Below are 18,035 nucleotides of genomic sequence, written 5' to 3'. Positions count from 1 at the left end.
GGTCATCCGTGCACTCGTGTCCTTGGTTCGTTGTCGTCGTCGGGCCGTGCCCGCGGGGCGGTGTCCTCGGCCCCGTCGGAGGGTCCGGCCGCGACCCCGGCGGCCTCGGCGGCCTTGACGGCGGCGGTCCTACGGCTGCTGACCAGGCTGGTCACCGTCGTGATGGCGAGTGTGGCGATGATGACGAACAGCGAGGTCAGGGTGCCGATCTCCGGCACGTGCCAGTCGGTGGTCTCGTGCAGGGCGTGCAGGATCAGCTTCAGTCCGATGAAGCCCAGGATCACGGCCAGGCCCTTGTTGAGGTGGACGAGCTTCGTCAGCAGGCCGCCGATGAGGAAGTAGAGCTGGCGCAGGCCCATCAGGGCGAAGGCGTTGGCGGTGAAGACCAGGTAGGGCTCCTGAGTGATGCCGAAGATGGCCGGGATCGAGTCGAGGGCGAACAGGATGTCGGTGAGCCCGACGGCGACCATCACCATCAGCATCGGCGTGACCACGCGCTTGCCGTCCAGGCGCACGGTCAGCTTCGCCTCGTGGTACTTGTCGGTGGTCGGCAGGAGGCGCCGCACCATCCGCACCGCGGCGTTCTCCTTGTACTCCTCGTCGTCGCCGCCCGAGTCGGCGATCAGCTTCCACGCCGTGAACAGCAGGAACGCACCGAAGATGAAGAAGACGCCGGCGAAGGCGTTCACCACCGCCGCGCCCAGGGCGATGAAGAGGCCCCGGAACAGCAGGGCGAGCGCGATCCCCACCAGGAGGACCCGCTGGCGGTGCTTGGGCGGGACCGCGAACGACCCCAGGATCAGGATGAAGACGAACAGGTTGTCGACACTCATCGAGTACTCGACGATCCAGCCGGTGAAGAAGTCCAGGCTCTGGGCCGGGGTGCTGAAGAACCCGAGCCCGACACCGAAGACGACGGCGAGGGAGACGTAGACGCCGATCCAGGTAGCGGCTTCCCGCATCGACGGCTCATGGGGTCTGCGCGCGATGATGACGAAGTCGACCGCGATCACGGCCAGCAGGATCGTGATGGTGACGGCCCAGACCCACGGGTGAATGTCCACGTTCTCTTGCTCCATGTGCTCGTACGGGCACGGCGGTGCCCGCGGAAGTGGCGGAGGCCACTTCCGCAGGTGTCACCGTGGTTGTCAGGGGGAGGTGTTCGGGGATCTACGACGGGGACGGTGGGGTACGCGCTGCCGGTTGAGGTGGTCCGCGTGTTCCATGTAGCGCTCGACGAGTGCGGCGGCCACGGGGTTGTGACCGCGGACGCGCAACAGCCAGCGCGGTGCGATCCGCTCGTGCAGCCACAGGAACCCGATGGTGAACCCGAAGCTCAGCATGGCTTGCAGCGCAAGGAAGGACAGTAGCGGTTCGCCCAGCACGGTGTCGCTTCCGACCGCCCACGCCACGGCGTGGGAGTCGAACAGGCGGACGAGGGGGAACCCCGCGAGCCAGTACAGGGCCAGGGGCGCCACCGCCCCGATGGAGAAGACGCCGCGTGCCAGCAGCACGCAGTATCCGGCGCCGAGGAGCGCGATGGGACCCCCAGCGCGATCGCGAGGGTGAGAGTGACCCCCGCGGGAAGCCCCGCCAGCACTCCGACGCCGGCGGCGAACAGTCCCACCACCGGGCCGATCGCCGCGCCCGGTACCGCGACCTCCGCGTAGTCGAGGAGGGGCCTCCCCGTCGGGAGGGTGTCTGGGGAGCTCATCAGTCGATCACGACCCCGAAGGCGAACAGGGAGTAGAACAGGGCGCCGAGGTAGAACACCGCCGCGAAGGCGATGACGGCGTTGGAGAAGATCCCCGGCCGGATCGGTTTGGGCAGCGTGATGTTGTTGACCAGCAGCAGCACCACGCAGTAGGCGCCCATCGCGAACGCCGACAGGAAGGCCAGCACGTCCAGGATCGCCGCCGGACCGTCGGCCGGACCGAAGAGCAGGACGCAGATGCCGAAGGCGATCAGACCCCAGAGGAAGATGGCGTACAGCTTCGACATGCCGATCTTCTTGGCGCCCGGTACGAAGTTGAAGGTCATGTCGGCCTGGCCGCGCGAGAAGGAGTCGAACAGCCCCAGCGTGGCGTTGAGCCCGATGAGCGCGATGAAGCAGAAGAACACCGTGCCCAGGACCGGGCTGCCGGCCGCCGAGAAGGAGGTCGCCATGGCGTCCAGGGCGGCGTTGCGGTCGCCCTCACGGAGCAGCGTGGTCACGTTCGGGTCGAAGCGGGCCGCGGACTGGGCCAACACGGTGAAGGAGATCGTCACCAGCATCGTGATGCCCCAGAACAGGACCAGGGCGTCGAATTGGTGCGCCCTCCCGGTCACGGCGCGACCGGGGCGCGCCCACCGAACACGCCAAGGAAGAAGTCCGGCAGGTCCGGTATCGGGCCTGGCCGGCGCGGGGGGCTGGTACGCGCCGACCGGGCCCGCGCCTACCGGCCCGGAGGGCGTGGTACTCCCGGGGCCGCCGAAGGCGCGGTAAGCGCCTTCTCCAGGAGCACACGGTGTCTTCCGGCGTAGACGTTCATGGAGGTGCCGCGCAGGAAGCCGACGAGCGTGATACCCGCCTCCTCGGCCAGGTCGACCGCGAGGGAGGAGGGCGCGGAGACGGCGGCCATCATGGGGATGCCCGCCATCCACGCCTTCTGCACCAGTTCGAAGGAGGCGCGCCCCGACACCATCAGCACCGTTTCGCGCAGTGGCAGGCGGTCGGAGCGCAGTGCCCAGCCGACCAGCTTGTCCACCGCGTTGTGTCTGCCCACGTCCTCGCGCAGGGCGAGCAGGTCGCCCCGGGGAGTGAACAGTCCGGCGGCGTGCAGGCCGCCGGTGCGGTCGAACACCCGCTGTGCCTCGCGCAGCCGGTCCGGCAGCGCCGTCAGGATGTCCAGACCGATCCGCAGCCCGTCCTCGGTCACCGGCCAGTGGGCCTGGGTGCGCACGGCGTCCAGGCTCGCCTTGCCGCACAGCCCGCAGGAGGAGGAGGTGTAGAAGTTGCGCTCCAGCGAGGTGTCCGGGCGGGGGACGTCCGGGGCCAGCGACACGTCGAGCACGTTGTAGGTGTTCGATCCGTCCTCGGTGGCCCCGGCGCAGTAGCGGATCGCGGTGACGTCTCGCTCCCGGACCGCCACCCCCTCACTGACCAGGAACCCCGCGGCGAGGTCGAAGTCGCTTCCGGGGGTGCGCATGGTGATGCTCAGCGGGGTGCCGTCCAGCCTGATCTCCAGCGGCTCCTCCACCACGAGGGTGTCCACGCGCTCGCTCGCGGCCCCCTCCCTGATCCGGAGGACCTTCTCCCGGGTCGTGACCCGTCCCATCCCTCCACCGCCTTCCGCTTCGTCTGGTCTACTCCCTCACCCGTCCCACGTCGAGGGGGGTGGATCCACGGATTCAGTCTCCGCCACGTCGTTGCACGTGCTGGAACCCGAACCGGCCCTTGATGCACAGGTTTCCATGGGTCACCGGATTGTCGTGCGGGGACGTGACCTTGACGATCTCGTTCTCCTGTACGTGCAGGGTGAGGTTGCAGCTGACCCCGCAGTAGGTGCGGATCGTGGTCGTCTCGGTCTGCTTCTCCTCGTCCCAGGTACCCTCCTGGCGCATGCCGAACTCCGTGGAGTACGGGGGCGGTCATCGGGCCTCCTCGGTCGCCGGCCGGTCGCCCGGCGCGGCGGTCTGGTGGGTGCCTTCGGAGAACAGTCCGAGCCGGTCGACGGCCGGCTCCACGGCGTTCCAGGCGGTCTGGCCGCCGCCCTCACGCTGCTCGTCCCCGTGCTCAGCGGACGCGCGGACCGATGTGATCCCGCACACACCGGAAGGCGCGCCCGGTTCGTCGGCACGACCTCGCCGCACGCGTCCGACACCCGTCTGGTGCCGGTGCGCGTCAGCCGGGACCTGGCGGTGGAGCTGCCCGGATCCGGCCCCGCCGACCTGCGTGCCGCCGCCACGGCGGACGCCCTCGCGGTCGTCCCGCCGGGCCGTGCCTCCGGCCGTGTCGAACTCGTGGGGCTGCCGGTGTGACCTACACGCCCGCTGCGGTTTGTACACTGTCTACAAAGACTGCCCACCTGGATTCTGGAGATCTCCTATGTCCTCGCAGGGGTTGAGTACCGTCGCAGGGCGTATCCAGCGTCCGGTACCACTGCGTGAAGCCGTGTACGAGGCCATCCTCGACCTGATCACCACACGCTCCCTCTCACCCGGCCAGCACCTGGTCGAGACCGAGTTGGCCCAGACCCTGGGCGTCTCGCGCCAGCCCGTCCGAGAGGCGATGCAGCGGCTCAGCAACGAGGGGTGGGTGGACCTGCGGCCCGGCTACGGCGCGTTCGTGCACACGCCCACCGAGAGCGAGGCCGACCAGCTCCTGGCCGTTCGCGCCCTGCTGGAGACCGAGTCGGCCCGACTGGCGGCCGAGAACGCCTCGGCCGAGCAGGTCGGGTTCCTGCGCGAGCTGATCTCCGCGGGGCGCGCGGCGACCGAGAGCGCCGACACCGACGCGGTCGTCCAGGCCAACGCCGACTTCCACCGCACCGTCACCGAGGCCTCGGGCAACCGGGTGCTCGCCGAGCTGGCCGCGCAGGTCGACCGCCGGGTCCGCTGGTACTACGCTCCGGTCGCCCGGATCCGCGGCTCCGCGTCCTGGGACGAGCACGGCCAGCTCGTCGACGTCATCGAGGCGGGGAACGCGGCCGAGGCGCTGAGGCTGATGAGCGAGCACACCGAGCGCACCCGGCGCACCTACCACGAGCAGGTGGACGACATCCACGGTCCCTGACCCGGCGGAGCGGCCGGGGGTCAGGCGTCCGCGAGCCGGTACACGCTCCCCTCGTCGTTGCGGGCCAGGTACCCTTCGTCCACGAGGTGGCGGCGCATCGACGACGGATCCTCGCAGCAGGACCGGAGGGCGGCGTTGACCTGTTTCTCGGTGTACTTCACGCCAGGGGCGAAGAACCGTCCGGTGATGCGCTCGAACACCCTGTGCCGTAGCTCGCGTCTGGCGGGCAGGGTGGTCAGCCGACCGTCGTGGAACAGGGAGTCCACCGGGTCGTGCCTGACGGGCCGGTGCTCCTCCAGGGCGGTGGCGAACACCTCGGGAACGGCCACCACGCGGTCGCCGTCCTCGCGTACCAGGCCGGCCTCCGCCAACCGGGCCAGGCGCCTGCGGTCCCTGGAACCGCCCGCGCGGACCTCCTCGGCGGGCACACCGCCGGAGCCCGAGCCGACCACGCGGGCGTAGAGCGCCAGGCGGGTGGGATCGGCCAGGGCCGAGACGATCTGGGCGGGATGCGGCACGGAGCTCCTCCGGATGGTCCGGTGCGTGTACGACACGGACCCTAGAGGGAACACCGGCCGCGCGGCCAGCGGTTTTCAGCGCTCGGAGAGCAACTGCTCGACCACCCTGGCCACACCGTCCTCGTGGCTGGCGGGGGCCGTCCGCAGCCCCAGCGCCGGGTCGAGCAGGTCCGGGTGCCCGCTGGCCATGGCGTACCCCGCGCCGGCCCAGGACAGGGCGGACAGGTCGTTGGGCATGTCACCGAAGGCCACCACCTCCTCGGCGGACACCCCCCACTGCTCGCAGACCATCGCGAGCGTGCTGCCCTTGCTCACCCCCGGGGCGCTCAGCTCCAGCAGGCCGTACCCGCCCGAGTAGGTGATTTCCGCCAGCGGTCCGACCGCCTCCACGGCGGCCTCGTGCAGCACGTGCACCGGGATGTCGCGGGAGCGCACGAGCAGCTTGGTGACCGGGGTGGCCCGCGTGAGCAGGGCGTCGGGGGTCTCCAGCACCTCGCGCACCCAGTCGCGGGGCACCCACGGTTCCAGGTGGTAGCCGGTGTCGTGGAAGAAGTCGGTGCCGGTCTCGACGCCGAAGCCGATCCCCTCCAGCGCGCCGCGCAGCTTGTCGACCACCGTGCCGGCGGTCTCCAGGTCGATCGCGCGCACCAGGGGGTCGGAGTCGGGCACGTGGGCGAGGGCGCCGTTGCCGCAGAGCACGGCGGCGCAGGTGAGCTGCTCGGCGATGTGCTGGGTGGTGCGGGGCGGACGCGCGGTCGAGACGACCACCCTGACGCCCGCCTCCGCCGCGGCGGCCAGGGCTCGCCGGTTGCGTTCGGAGACCAGGCCCTCCCTTCCCAGGAGGGTGCCGTCGAGGTCGGTCGCGATAACCCGGGGAAAGACCATGGTGTGCATTATGTCGGTTGCCCGCGACGTTCTGAAGTGGTTTCCGCCCGCCGTCACACGAGCGGGAGCGCGGTCACCGGCGCTGCGGGGATCCGTTCCGCCACCCCTCCCCGGAACACCCCGTACAGGTCCAGCGATTCCGGGCGGACGTAGCCGGTGTGGCGGTTGCGGCTGGTCAGCGGGCCCGCGCGCGGACCGAGCCGTGCGGCGAACGAACCGCCGTGGAGGTTGCCCGGCGGCGTGTCCGCGAAGTGGCGGCGGCGCACGTTCCCGTCCCCGTCCACGGACAGCACACTGTCACCGGTACGGCAGGGCGGCCCCTGGCTGGGATGGGGCGGCGGCTGTAGTGGAAGTGCGGGTCCGGGGCCTGCCATTCGGCGGCCTCCTCCCGGGTGCGGGTGCGCAGCGGCAGGCTGCTGTACGGCTCCACGGACCCGTCGGCGCCCCGGACCAGGGCGCCCTCGGGCAGTGTGACCGGCCCGGCGCACTCGTACGGGGACGCGTGGAAGGTCAAGGCGACTCCTGGAGGGCCGGGGGGTGTGCGCGTCCACGCATGGCGGCGCACTCCGACATCGCCGTCTCCTCCAGCAACGCCCTCATGGTCGGGCACTCAAGGAAGTCCCCGGCCTCGCAGTCCACGACGTGCGCCACCATCTCGCGGGCGGACCGCAGCCGGTCCAGGCGCTCGTCCAGCCTGGCCAGGTGCTCGGCCAGGAGGGCGCGACGCGACGCGCCGTCCGGCGCGCCGACCACCTCGCGGATCTGCGCCAGGCTGAACCCGGCCTCCTGCGCGCGCAGCACCAGCGCCACCTGGAGCTGGTGCTCCGGCGTGTAGCGGCGCCGCCCTCCGGAGCGCCGGGAGGGCTCCAGCACGCCGACCGTCTCCCAGTGCCGCAGGACGTGGGGGGCCAACCCGAACGGCTCGGCCAGCTCGCCGATGGACAGTTCCGACTCTCTTGACTTCATGTGGACATTAACTTCCAGACTGGGGTTGCGGGTCAAGGAACGGAACGGGGAGAGGCGTCATGGACGAACGGACCGAGCGGGTACGCGGCCAGTGGGACCGGATGTCGAGGGGGTACGACCGGGGGGAGCGGATACAGCGGCTCGCGCTCGGCGGCACCCGCGCCCGGCTGTGCGGGAGGGCCCGCGGCAGGGTCCTGGACGTGGCCGTGGGCACCGGCCACAACCTGCCGTACTACCCGGAGGGAGTGGAGGTCACCGGGGTGGACCTGAGCCCCGGCATGCTGGAGAGGGCCAGGACACGGGCCGCCCGACTGGCCGTGAGGGCCGATCTCCGGGAGGGCGACGCCCAGGACCTGCCCTTCGGCGACGGGGAGTTCGACACCGTGGTGTGCGCGCTCGCCCTGTGCACCATCCCCGACCAGTACCGTGCCCTGTCCGAGATGCGCCGGGTCCTGCGGCCGGGCGGGCTCCTGCTGCTGGTCGACCACGTCGAGTACACCCGCTGGCCCCTCCGGCGGCGGGAGGCGCGCAAGGACCACCCCCGGCGGCTGCCCAGGCACGTCGCCGTCGACGCGGGTTTCACGGTCGACCGCCACGACCGGACCGCGCTGGGGTTCGTCGAGCGCGTGGTCGCCCACCGAGGCGTCTGAGGCCGCTCACGGGGGCCGGATACGCGGGGCGATGACCTCTCGGGATCCGGCCCCGCCTCTTTCGGCCACCAGGCTGTCCGAAAACCGTTCAGCAGGGCTGTGCCGGGCCTTTTCCGGCGCTGCGGCGGGACTTCGCGCGGGCGCGGTGTGACAGTGTCCCCATGGCTACGCACAGCGAACTGCGAGACTTCTGGGAGCGCCGCCTCGAAGGCGACTGGACCGAGAGCGGCGTCGGCTACCGGGCCCTGGGCCGCCCCTTCAACACGTGGATGTACCGGGTGCGCGAGGAGGTGTTCCTGCGCGAGGTCTCCCGAACGGAGCCGGGCGGGTCCAGCATCCTCGACGTGGGCAGCGGCACCGGCTTCTACGTGCGCCTGTGGGAACGGATGGGCGTCGGCGACATCACCGGGTGCGACATGACCGACGCGGCCGTGGAGCGCCTGCGCGGCAGGTTCCCCGACCACCGGTTCGTCCGCCAGGACGCCGCGGACCTCGACGCCTTCGACGTCGACTCCTTCGACGCGGTCTCCTGCATGGACGTGCTCTTCCACATCACCGACGACGGGCGCTACACCAGCGCGTTCGGTGAGTTCGCCCGGGTACTGCGCCCCGGCGGCCTCCTCGTGATCTCCGAGAACTGCCTCCAGCGCCCCGAGCAGCGCGGCGAGCACCAGGTCAACCGCACCCTGGAGTGGATCGCGGCCACCGCCGACAAGGCCGGATTCGACATGGTCCGCCGCGTGCCCATGCTCATGCTGATGAACGCCCAGGTGGACGCCCCCGCGGCGTGGCGCAAGGTGTGGGGCGGGGCCCTGCGCGCGGCCACCCTGACCGCGCCGACCGGTTGGCTGGCGGGCGCCGCCCTGTACCCGCTGGAGCGGCGCCTGGTCCAGGGGCGCCGGGAGAGCCCGACCACGGAACTGGTGGCGTTCCGCCTCCGGGGACAGGGGTAGGAGAACGCATGAGAGGTGACACGGTAGGACTGCGCCGACCCCCGGTGTGCGTCTACGGTTGACGTCCACCCCGCGCTGGAAACGGCGGCCTCAGGGTCGGGGCCCTCGGCACCGCGGACGTCCTGCTCGGGAGGCGACTGTGCGACGCTCCACCATCATGTCGGTGGTCAAGTGGGGACTCGTGGGGCTGCTGACCACCCAGGTCGCCGTGGTGGCGACCCTCATGGGGATCCACCACTGGCGTAGGAGGGTGCGGCCGCGCCGTGCGCGCTTTCCCCGTACCGCCCCGGTCGAACTGCCGGTCGGGGACAACGGGAGCACCGCCACCGTGTACACCTACGGCGAGGACCTGTTCCGGGACATGATCGCGGCGATCCGGGGTGCCCGGCGCCGGATCCTCTTCGAGTCCTACATCGTCAAGGACGACCGGGTGGGCCGCGAGTTCAAGAGGGAGCTCGTCGCCGCCGCCGAGCGGGGCGTCGAGGTGTACGTCATCTACGACGGCTTCGCGAACCTGGTGGTGCCCCGGTCCTTCTTCCGCTTCCCGCCCAGCGTCCACGTGATCAGGTATCCGGCGTTCCGGCCGGGCGTGCTGCTGTTGAACATCCGCAAGTCCGGCCGGGACCACCGCAAGATCCTCACCGTCGACGGCGAGGTGGGCTTCGTCGGCGGGTACAACGTCGGGTCGCTGTACGCCACCGAGTGGCGCGACACCCACCTGCGGGTGTCCGGTTCGGCGGTGTGGGCGCTGGAGAACGCCTTCAGCGACTTCTGGAACATGAACCGCCTTCCCCACCAGCCCGGTCTGGAGGGACTGGGGGAGGCGGACTGGGACGCGCACTTCCGTGTGCACCGCAACGTGCCCGAACAGCTCATCTACCCGATCCGGGCGATGTTCCTGGAGGCCGTCGACCGGGCCAAGGAGCGGGTGCTGTTCACCCAGGCCTACTTCATGCCCGACCGGGAGTTCCAGCGCGTCCTGGTCGACGCCGCCGAACGGGGGGTGGAGGTCGACATCCTCCTCCCGGCGGAGTCCAACCACGTCATCGCCGACTGGATATCCCGCAGCCAGTACGCGGTGCTGCTGCGCGGCGGAGTGCGGCTGTGGCTCTACCAGAACGCGATGGTGCACGCCAAGACGGCGACGGTGGACGGCCGGTGGTCCACGGTCGGCACCGCGAACGTGGACCGGCTGAGCCTGACGGGCAACTACGAGATCAACGTGGAGATCTTCGACGAGGGCGTGGCGGAGCACCTGGAGAAGGTCTTCGCCAACGACCTCGCCAACAGCCGGGAGCTGACCAGGGAGGAGTGGCGGCACCGCCCGCTCGCCGCGAAGTTCGGCGAGTTCGTGCTGGCGCCCTGGCGCCCGTTCCTGTGACCTCAGGCCCCGCGGCGCTTGGGCGGTGGGCCCAGGCGGTTGGGGAAGAACGGGTCCGGCTCCGTCTTGCGGGGCCGGGGTCCGCCCCAGTGCTGGGGGCCGGGGTGCGGCTTCCGGTGGAGCGCACCGGCGATCGCGGACGGCGACCCGCCCCGCTGCCTGTTGAGCGGCCTGTCCTGTTCCCCCGACTGCTCGTCCCGGGAATGCTCCGCGTGCGTCATCCGAGTGGCCTCCCCCGACCGGTCCGTGCTCCGGTTCCATGATCGGACGATTCCTCTCCGCTGTCATGGCGACACGGTGGGGAGCCGGGGAGAGGTGTTCGCGGGAGGGGAGGCCGGTCGACGGGGACGCGCGGGCGGGGACCGGCGGCGCGGGCCGTGTCCCGCGGTTCGACGGGGGCCGTGGAAAGAGCCGCGGGCCGGCGTCCGGAGACCGAGGATCTCCGGGCGCCGACCCGCGCGGTTGCGGCCTCCGCAGGATTCGAACCTGCGACACCCGCTTTGGGAGAGCGGGCGAGCATGGTTCACGAACGTTCATTGCGGTTCTGACCTGCGGTCGCGTACCTCCCCGTACCCCTGCGACCGAAGGTGAACTGAGACCAGGACTGAGACCGGAAGACGACTGTGCCCGCGTGGCCTGGGCCATTGCCGATGCTCTGGGAGCCCACCGGGCGCTTTCGTCGTGTAGGGGCGGTGATCGGGGATGAAGGCCTCGCTCGGTCCTGCTGCGCCGTTTGGGCAACGAGTCCAAGAAGAACCGGCTGTGCAGGGCGTTTCGCAAGCTGGGGCGGCCATGCGCACCACCGTGCTGCTGCGCTACCTCAACGAGCCCGAGCTGCGCGAGGGCATCACCGCCGTGACCAACCGGGTGGAGGCCTTCCACGGGTTCTCCTCCTGGCTGCGGTCCGGCAACAACGGCACCCTGGCCGACAACGACCCCGACCACATGGAACTGCTGGTCAAGTTCAACGAGTTGCTGGCCAACTGCGTGATCTTCTACAACGCCGTGGCCGTCACCGCGGCCCTGACCCAGCTCAGAACCGAGGGCCACCGCGTCTACGGGCCCGACGCGGCCTGTCTGGCCCCGTACATGACCGCGCCATCCGCCGCTTCGGCGACTACGTGCTCGACCTGTCCCCGTCCGGCACAGCCCAGGCCCACCTGGAACTGGACGGGACCGGTCAGGGAGCGAACCAAGCACGCCGGGACAATGGCTCGGTCAGTGGATGGGCAAAGGCCTTGGGCAAGCGCACCGAGGTGAACAAGAGTGCGGCCGCGCGGACCCAGTCCAGCGCGTCCAAGAGCCCCAACACGTTCACCGCCATCTCCATCACACCCGGTACAAGATCGTGACCGTCACGTACAGTCGTCACCGACTCGACCAGGAAAGCGCGGAGCGCAAGGCAGTTCGTAGGGCGGCCCCATCTCCCCAGGGCAGAAACAACAGGAGTAGGTGTGCCATCGCCACCGCCACAGCTGTCGCTGTGTACAGCGGAAGATGCTGGATCCAGGGGAGGAGAAGGACTGCGATCGCTGTGGGGGGCAAGGGACCAGCCAACGTCACCATCAGGTCTTTGGCAGGAGTGAGCACTGTGCGCACGAGCCGCAGCCGAGTGCTGGTACGTACCACGATTGCGCACGCTGCCCTGCCAGCCAGTATCCGGTAGGCGAGCACGTGACCGCATTCATGCAGGGCCAGTGATGCGAGCACATACAAGCCAACAGCGCTCAAGAACGCTAGGACAGGCTGGTTGGCCAGATGACTTCCCAACCATGCCAAGGCCAAGAGCGTCAGCGGAGCACCAAGAGCGATCAGCGCGACCGCCATGGTCTGGGCCAGGGCCGCGCTCACCCCTCTCTTCAAGGGAGCTGCGTGGACTGGGCTCAACGGGACCGCACCGGGCCTGGAGTACCTCAGATAGGGAGAGCGCCAGATGCACGCCATGCCCAGGCTGGCGGCTTGAACCGCATAGGCGATCTCATGCTCGCCAGAATCCTCGCTGACGGTGCGAGGTGGGGCGGGGATACGTAATCCCAGGCCTGGGTGGTCCCAGAACGGGCCAACGACACGCACTCCCTGGGTGGGCATCACTACGTTCTTAGATACGGGATGTGTCATCGTCTGCCACCCGTCGCACCACCAAGGCGTACCCGAGCACAAAAACACCCAGAGCCAGCAGGGAAGCCAGGGGCACGTTGATGAGGGATATGCCATCCAAGAACCATTCGAGCCCTCCGGCCACGCCTAAGAACAAGATCATCACCGTGAACCCCGTCAGGCCAGCGGAGAGGGGCTGGGCTTCGCTGTAGGGGACCAGGGCGCCCCCCAGCAGGGCCGCTCCCCACGCTGCGAGTGCACCCGCGCCCATCGTGGGCACCTGGTCCATGCCGAGCAGGCCGGAGACTCCCAGGATCAGAAGCACCAAGATCGAAACCGGGGCCGAGGCGACCAGGGTGCCCAACGCCTTGGGCAGTGCCCAGGAGTTTGAGGTGGCGAGCAGGTGCCGGGCCAGCCAATGAGTGCGCAGGGTCAGCCCCACCGACTGCATACACACCAGCATCGGAGCCATGACCAAGGCACCCAGCACCGCATCGAACAGGGCCGAGTCGTCCTGGCCTGGAACCCACAGGGCCACGGCGACCGTTATCGCCACGATCAGCACAGTCATGATGGAGAACTGCGGGGTGCGCAACAGGATCAGCGCTTCAAACCAGGCCTGGGCAGCCAGCCGGGTACGCGGAACCGGCATCCCTACCAGCAACCGGATCGAAGGGCTCACATGTTCAGTGCGTAGCAACTGCCCGGCCAGGAGGAACAGTGCAACAACCGCGCCGGTCCACCCGGCTACGGCTGCTATCGGCGTCATCGGAAGGTTGGCCAGGTTGGCCGCAGTGGCCAGGGTCAGAGCGAAAGATCCCGACGGAGTCCAGGCGTGCCACCACGCGGTGGTCTGACCTGTCAGCAGCTCCGGGGTAGGCCACAGGTCGTGCGCGCTCAGGGCCACCACGCAACCGCAGCTGAAGACGGCAGCCACGGTCAGCGCGTACTGCGAGGGAAGCCGCACGAACCGGCGCCCTACCTCGAAGGTGATCATGAAGAGCGAGAAGGTCATCACCTTGACCAGTGCGACCAGCACGGCGAACATCACGATACCGAACACGACCATTGCAGCTGATCCCAGAAGCTGGGCCACCATGACAAAGCTGGGGGCACTGAAGGTGAGCGCGAGCAGGAAGGACAGCCCCACCAACGGTAGGTTGAGCCCGGCCACCGCCCCGGCGCGTGTGACCGGCAACAGCTCAATCAACGCGGCCAGAGTTGTGCGTTGGGGGGCCAGTAGACAAAAGACGATCATCAACAGTGCTGAGCTAAGCACGGTGCTAGCCAGGACCATGCGCAACAACCCGTACCTCACGGGCCCGGGGATGGCTGTGGTGTCACCGGGAAGCATGCCGAAGAGCCACGCCAGCAGGGCCCCCGACAACCCTGCACCCATGAACAGGGCGACGCACGCCAGCATGACCGTGCGTTCGCGCGCACCGAAGACCGCGGCGATCTCTCGCCCCCACGCCCTCAGCACGATCGGCGCCACCGCCATAGCGGCTCTGGCTGTGCTCACCGGGCCAGGCCGCTCTTGTGTCGCCCGCGCCCTGTGGAGATGCCGTAGGCCATCGCCAATGCCCCGAAGAAGATGACCACGCCCAGCATCCCCGGATAGTTGGGGGTGAAGTACAGCTCAGGGAGCCCTCCCGACTCCTGGAAAGAGGACTCGATTACGTAGGGAATTCCCATGGTCGATTCTGTAAAGAACGCCATCGCGATGGTGGATACGATCGCGATCACGGTGACAAAGAAGCCGATGAAGGCCCCGATTACAGCTCCAGAAATTGCACGTACAACCATTTTTCTCCTTCACTCATGTGCAAATATGGAGCCGATCATGTCAAGTCTGTCTTGGCGTCCACCAATGACTCCGGTAGCCTCAAGGAAGACCGTTTCCATGTCGCTGGCTCCGTATTTTTTCCTCAGCCCCACCGGCGGACCGGAATCTAGCAGTTCTCCCTTGTGCAGGATAAAAACTGTGCGGCAGTCGCGTTCGGCACGCAGCATGTCGTGCGTGGCGATGAGGATAGTTCGTCCCGAGGCGGTGAAGGACTCCATGAGATCGCGTAGGACGAACGCTGAGTCAGGATCCAGACCGCGAAAGGGCTCATCGAGGATCAATAGTTCGGGGCGGTGCATGGCGGCCGCGATAATCTGAATTTTCCGTTTCATGCCATGCGAGTACTCCGAGATCTGTCGGTGCAGATCGTCGTCGATACCCAACGCCGCGGCCAAGGCCTGAGCTCTGTGGCGGTCATCACGACCACGGAGGCGATCGTGCAGGTCCAAGTACTCCCTACCGGTCAAAGAAGCCGGTAGAGGTAGATCATCGGGAGCGAATCCGAGCAGAAAGCGGCTTCTTTTGTCCTGGACAGCAATCCCGCCCAAGGTGATGGTGCCTCGGGTGGGCTGGATGAGGCCGGTGATGAGGTGGAGGCATGTCGTCTTCCCGGACCCGTTGGGGCCGAGCAGACCGTAGATTCCGCCCGAAGCCAGATCGAAGGAGACCTCGTGGAGCGCAAGGGTCTTGCGGTAACGCTTGGAGACCCGTGCAACCTGCAGCAAGGCACTCGGTTGGGACAACAACATGCCTCCTCGTCTACGACATCATCGACGGTACGTGCTCAACTAATCAACGCAGTAAATCTTCCAGGTTCCACCCTGGTCGATCGGCGGCTGGTCGAACGCCGGGTACATTCCCCTATTCACGCAGACGGCTGTCCAGGCCGCGATGAGTCCCATAGCGAGAATCATCGCCACGAACGCCGCGGCGGCCAGGATCACTACGACCACGGGAGCGTCGTTGGCGCGAGTGCCCTGCAGAGCGCCCGCGACTCGTCCGGCCCCCCGAACAGGAATGGATGCAGCCACATTCGAGGCCGCGTTGAGCGACCAATCCGCGGCGTTCGCCGCGCGGTCCTTGACCTTCAAGGTGTTCTCCTGATCCTCAGTAAATCACCGTATTCTTTAATATCTGCACGATCGACCGTGGGTGGCGGAGGTTGCGACCGGAACGAAACCACCACCTACGTGAGAAGAACCGGTTCTCCTCACGCGCTTCTGCGACGCTATCAATGTAATTTTCTAGACATCAAGTAACCCAGGGTAATTTACCCTGGGTGTGGGCTCTTGTCATCATGGCAGGCATTAGAGCTAAGCCTGAAAACAAGATCGTGGTTGTCCACATCCGGTCAGCTAGACCGGCTTGACTTGGCAAAGGGGCGAGCCAAGTACCTCCTGAAAGGATCGATGGCCTGGTCGGCGGATATGAGTAAGCTCGCGGCCGAGCGGATATGGCCCACCGCCAACTCCCGATTCAATTCCTGCGCCCAGTTGGTCGCCGACCGCCGCGAATGCTGAGCGACATGAGAACGGGTTCTGGCACTGATCTTGTGGTTCGTCACGGTCCGTGGCTCAGACGGAGTAGACGCAGGGAGTACTTCATCGACCTCATGAAGGGCGCACGTGGCTCAGGGGACACAGGTCTCCGTGGTCCTTCGTGAGAGAACCACAAGATCAGTGCCAGAATTGGAGAACGTCACCGCTCGCGACACGCGATGTCACCAACGGTGCCAGGCCGCCGTCGTAGGCCGCAGCGGCTGGGTGGAGGTCGTCAGGAGGACGGGACCGGGAGGGTGAGGCCCTCCGCCTGCCACTTGTGCGCGCCCTGGCGGTCCGCGATGAACTCGCATGACCACAGTGCTTCGCCCGGTGGGTCGTAGGGGTGACGCCCGACCTCGAAAGCGTTCTACGAGCGCAAGAGGGCCGAAGGCAAGGGCCCCGTAAGCAGGCCGTCATCGCGCTTGCCAGGCGCAGGCTCAACGTGCTCTGGGCGATGCTGCGCGACGGACGGCCCTACGTGACGGCGCCAGCCGCGAATCTGGCCCCGGCGGCCTGAACCGCTCACGCTCGGTAACCGTTCCGGGTTGGCAACTTCCTTGGGAATCTGCTTCTTCTTGCCCGAGACGAACGCCCGCCGCCTGCTCCGACCCGCTGGGGCCGGCGCACCTGGACCTCGGCGGCGTCCAACCACAGCTCCACATCCTCGGTCTGGGCGTAGGCGAAAGGCGTCCTCCAAGGTGCGCAGACGCACGCCCCGACCCGCGTGGGGCCGCGCGTCCCCGCTCGGCCGACAGAGCGCGGACCTGGCCCACGGCCCGTGTGACGGTGGACCGACCCACCCCGAACAGCAGGCCCAGGACCGCGTGCGGCAGGTCGTGGCGCAGATGGATCAGGGGGCCACCAGGCGGTCGGCGAAGACCAAACGGTGCCGGGCGCCCGCCCCGGCGGCCCGCTTCCTTTCACTACCCCGGACCCGGTACCGGCAGTCTTGGACTACCGCTTCCCAGGGGCGGGCAGCTCCTCGGTGAGCGCGGCCAGGTGGTGCTGGGAGATGCCAGCGGGCCAGGCATGGGCCAGGACCGCACGATTGACCTTGACCGTCACGACCGGAGGATGCCACGGCCCTCCGGTGAAGCCTCACCCGTTATCGCGCACCAACTCGTAAGAGCATGGCTCCACCGGACTCGGCACGTGTCACGCGTGTTCACCCGAGGGAGATCAGCATGACCGTTCCGGCCGCGTAGAAGGCGAGCAGGGCGATTCCCTCGAAGCCGATCCCAGATTCCTGGCGGCGGATGAGTCCCGCGGCGACCAGGAGGTTGAGCACGATGCCCAGGCCGATGAGCAGCACCACCCGGGCGTCCATCGCGGCGTAGAGGGGCCCCTCCCGGTAGGCCAGGTCGGAGGCGGCGAGGAAGAGCACGTCGAAGCCGTTGCCGCCGATGATGTCCCCGAGGGCCAGGTGCAGGGCGCGGATGCGGACCGCGTACAGCACCGTCACGAGCTCGGGCAGGGAAGTGACCACACCGGTGATCAGCGCCCCGACCAGTCCCTCCGACATCCCCGTTCGCTCGGCCAACGACAACCCGGTCTCACCCACGACGTAACCGGTGGCGGCCACTACGCAGGCGAGCGCCGCGAACTTCACCCACATACCCGCAAGAGACTCGTCCTCGCCGCCGCCGGACGGATCCGGTTCGTCGGTCTGGGTGTTGCGGGTGTGCTCCACCCGCCACATGGGTTCGGCGCGGACCTTGCGTGAGAGCCACAGCCAGTACAGGTAGCAGGCCACGAGCAGAGCCGAGGCGGGGTGTACGCCCAGGACACTCAGCGGCGGCCCCGCCCCGGCCACCAGGACCACGCCGAACATGATGCAGAGCCCGATCGGTGCGAGGAGGTTGGGCAACGAGGCGGCGGCGTGCTCCAGGTTCGTGCGCCGGTAGAACATGTCCGCCAGGGCGATGAACACCGTCTGCGCCGCGATGCCGCCCAAGGCGTTGTTCATGGCGAAGGAGGCCTCACCGTGGGCCGCGCCGACGACGCTGGTGATCAGGCCGGGCAGCGAGGTGACCGCACCGACCAGGACGATCCCCGCCACGGTCTCGCCCATACCGGTGCGGTCGGCGAGCCGGTCGACCAGCCGGGTGAACGGGCCCCCGCCGACGACGAGGATCAGTGCCGCGGCCGTGATCGCCGCCACGTCCCACAACAACGGTTATCCCTTCCGTCTCCACCCGGCCCAGAACCTTGCTTCCGCACAGGGGGCTACCCGTGGCCACCGTTCACACACGGCATCCACGTGACCGGCGTCGGCGAACGCGGCGACCGCACACCGAGCCGGTGAGCCGGGGCGCCCGGATCGGAAGCCGCACAGCGTGGCGGTTCCGGAACCGGGGACACCGGCTGAAAGATGCCCGACGGGGAGCCTCAACCGGAACGCCTCACGCTGGACCGGGGAGGACG

General features: G+C 68.5%; 20 protein-coding genes and 3 pseudogenes. 7 read left to right on the top strand and 16 right to left on the bottom strand.

The annotated features are described in order from the left end of the window. Positions 1-2 precede the first annotated feature (2 nt). The 5 genes and pseudogenes from FYX01_RS02105 to FYX01_RS02085 all read right to left on the bottom strand — a co-directional run. Positions 3-1,064, bottom strand: coding sequence for a TerC family protein (locus FYX01_RS02105; protein ID WP_150236919.1), 1,062 nt, complete (start codon positions 1,062-1,064; stop codon positions 3-5). Positions 1,065-1,148: 84 nt separating this feature from the next. Next, a complete protein-coding gene (locus FYX01_RS26465) occupies positions 1,149-1,514 on the bottom strand; it encodes a hypothetical protein (RefSeq protein ID WP_223830267.1) in 366 nt (121 codons plus the stop codon). 199 nt (positions 1,515-1,713) lie between these two features. Further along, complete coding sequence (locus FYX01_RS02095) at positions 1,714-2,328, bottom strand: Nramp family divalent metal transporter (protein WP_223830266.1); 615 nt, start codon at positions 2,326-2,328, stop codon at positions 1,714-1,716. A gap of 107 nt (positions 2,329-2,435) precedes the next feature. Continuing rightward, positions 2,436-3,317: a formate dehydrogenase accessory sulfurtransferase FdhD gene (gene fdhD, locus FYX01_RS02090; protein WP_150236918.1), complete on the bottom strand. Its 882-nt coding sequence runs from the start codon at positions 3,315-3,317 to the stop codon at positions 2,436-2,438. A gap of 73 nt (positions 3,318-3,390) precedes the next feature. Next, positions 3,391-3,621, bottom strand: a pseudogene (locus tag FYX01_RS02085) (2Fe-2S iron-sulfur cluster-binding protein); the annotation flags it as partial. Between the two features lie 57 nt (positions 3,622-3,678). Here FYX01_RS02085 and FYX01_RS02080 point away from each other — a divergent pair. Both FYX01_RS02080 and FYX01_RS02075 read left to right on the top strand, forming a co-directional pair. Continuing rightward, complete coding sequence (locus tag FYX01_RS02080) at positions 3,679-4,020, top strand: hypothetical protein (protein WP_223830265.1); 342 nt, start codon at positions 3,679-3,681, stop codon at positions 4,018-4,020. Between the two features lie 67 nt (positions 4,021-4,087). After that, positions 4,088-4,774: a GntR family transcriptional regulator gene (locus tag FYX01_RS02075; protein ID WP_190394145.1), complete on the top strand. Its 687-nt coding sequence runs from the start codon at positions 4,088-4,090 to the stop codon at positions 4,772-4,774. Between the two features lie 20 nt (positions 4,775-4,794). Here the strand turns inward: FYX01_RS02075 and FYX01_RS02070 are convergent, their stop codons facing one another. The 4 genes and pseudogenes from FYX01_RS02070 to FYX01_RS02055 form a co-directional block, all read right to left on the bottom strand. Then, entirely contained in the window at positions 4,795-5,292 is a 498-nt protein-coding gene (locus tag FYX01_RS02070; RefSeq protein WP_150236914.1) for a DUF2087 domain-containing protein, read from the bottom strand. Between the two features lie 75 nt (positions 5,293-5,367). Next, positions 5,368-6,186 carry an HAD hydrolase family protein gene (locus FYX01_RS02065; RefSeq protein ID WP_150236912.1) on the bottom strand — a complete coding sequence of 273 codons (819 nt, stop codon included), beginning with the start codon at positions 6,184-6,186 and terminating at the stop codon, positions 5,368-5,370. Between the two features lie 44 nt (positions 6,187-6,230). After that, positions 6,231-6,580, bottom strand: a pseudogene (locus FYX01_RS02060) (STM4011 family radical SAM protein); the annotation flags it as partial. Between the two features lie 107 nt (positions 6,581-6,687). Further along, positions 6,688-7,143, bottom strand: a complete 456-nt coding sequence (locus FYX01_RS02055) for a MerR family transcriptional regulator (RefSeq protein ID WP_150236910.1) — start codon at positions 7,141-7,143, stop codon at positions 6,688-6,690. 59 nt (positions 7,144-7,202) lie between these two features. Between FYX01_RS02055 and FYX01_RS02050 the strand changes: the two genes are divergently transcribed. The 3 genes from FYX01_RS02050 (at position 7,203) to FYX01_RS02040 (ending at position 10,127) form a co-directional block, all read left to right on the top strand. After that, complete coding sequence (locus FYX01_RS02050) at positions 7,203-7,793, top strand: class I SAM-dependent methyltransferase (RefSeq protein WP_150236909.1); 591 nt, start codon at positions 7,203-7,205, stop codon at positions 7,791-7,793. Positions 7,794-7,954: 161 nt separating this feature from the next. Beyond that, the gene (locus FYX01_RS02045; RefSeq protein ID WP_150236907.1) at positions 7,955-8,746 is read left to right on the top strand and encodes a class I SAM-dependent methyltransferase; all 792 of its coding nucleotides are present in this window, start codon (positions 7,955-7,957) and stop codon (positions 8,744-8,746) included. A gap of 139 nt (positions 8,747-8,885) precedes the next feature. After that, on the top strand, positions 8,886-10,127 hold the full coding sequence (locus tag FYX01_RS02040) for a phospholipase D-like domain-containing protein (RefSeq protein ID WP_150236904.1): 1,242 nt from the start codon (positions 8,886-8,888) through the stop codon (positions 10,125-10,127). A 2-nt stretch (positions 10,128-10,129) separates the two neighbouring features. On the opposite strand, the gene FYX01_RS02035 is transcribed toward FYX01_RS02040, so the two are convergent. Continuing rightward, positions 10,130-10,348, bottom strand: coding sequence for a calcium-binding protein (locus FYX01_RS02035; RefSeq protein ID WP_150236902.1), 219 nt, complete (start codon positions 10,346-10,348; stop codon positions 10,130-10,132). A gap of 481 nt (positions 10,349-10,829) precedes the next feature. Here FYX01_RS02035 and FYX01_RS02030 point away from each other — a divergent pair, with 481 nt between their 5' ends. Continuing rightward, positions 10,830-11,387, top strand: coding sequence for a Tn3 family transposase (locus tag FYX01_RS02030; protein WP_150236900.1), 558 nt, complete (start codon positions 10,830-10,832; stop codon positions 11,385-11,387). A gap of 838 nt (positions 11,388-12,225) precedes the next feature. On the opposite strand, the gene FYX01_RS02025 is transcribed toward FYX01_RS02030, so the two are convergent. The 4 genes from FYX01_RS02025 to FYX01_RS02010 form a co-directional block, all read right to left on the bottom strand. After that, positions 12,226-13,746, bottom strand: a complete 1,521-nt coding sequence (locus FYX01_RS02025; protein WP_150236898.1) for a hypothetical protein — start codon at positions 13,744-13,746, stop codon at positions 12,226-12,228. Further along, entirely contained in the window at positions 13,743-13,919 is a 177-nt protein-coding gene (locus FYX01_RS25975) for a hypothetical protein (protein ID WP_190394143.1), read from the bottom strand. Before FYX01_RS25975 ends, FYX01_RS02025 begins: the two co-directional genes overlap by 4 nt. Positions 13,920-14,039: 120 nt before the next feature. Further along, positions 14,040-14,819: an ABC transporter ATP-binding protein gene (locus tag FYX01_RS02015; protein ID WP_150236894.1), complete on the bottom strand. Its 780-nt coding sequence runs from the start codon at positions 14,817-14,819 to the stop codon at positions 14,040-14,042. A 39-nt stretch (positions 14,820-14,858) separates the two neighbouring features. Continuing rightward, complete coding sequence (locus FYX01_RS02010) at positions 14,859-15,161, bottom strand: hypothetical protein (protein ID WP_150236892.1); 303 nt, start codon at positions 15,159-15,161, stop codon at positions 14,859-14,861. Between the two features lie 800 nt (positions 15,162-15,961). Between FYX01_RS02010 and FYX01_RS02005 the strand changes: the two are divergent. After that, positions 15,962-16,128 (top strand): annotated as a pseudogene (locus FYX01_RS02005) (IS110 family transposase); the annotation flags it as partial. Here FYX01_RS02005 and FYX01_RS27205 read toward each other — a convergent pair. Both FYX01_RS27205 and FYX01_RS01995 read right to left on the bottom strand, forming a co-directional pair. Beyond that, on the bottom strand, positions 16,049-16,456 hold the full coding sequence (locus FYX01_RS27205) for a transposase family protein (RefSeq protein WP_223830271.1): 408 nt from the start codon (positions 16,454-16,456) through the stop codon (positions 16,049-16,051). The pseudogene FYX01_RS02005 and the gene FYX01_RS27205 overlap by 80 nt on opposite strands. A gap of 320 nt (positions 16,457-16,776) precedes the next feature. Then, positions 16,777-17,784: a sodium:calcium antiporter gene (locus FYX01_RS01995; RefSeq protein WP_150236890.1), complete on the bottom strand. Its 1,008-nt coding sequence runs from the start codon at positions 17,782-17,784 to the stop codon at positions 16,777-16,779. Between the last annotated feature and the right edge of the window lie 251 nt (positions 17,785-18,035).

The organism is Nocardiopsis quinghaiensis (genome assembly GCF_008638365.1).
Taxonomy (GTDB): Bacteria; Actinomycetota; Actinomycetes; order Streptosporangiales; family Streptosporangiaceae; genus Nocardiopsis; species Nocardiopsis quinghaiensis.
Note: the sequence above shows the minus strand (reverse complement) of the source record. Positions and strands in the feature narration are given on the sequence as shown.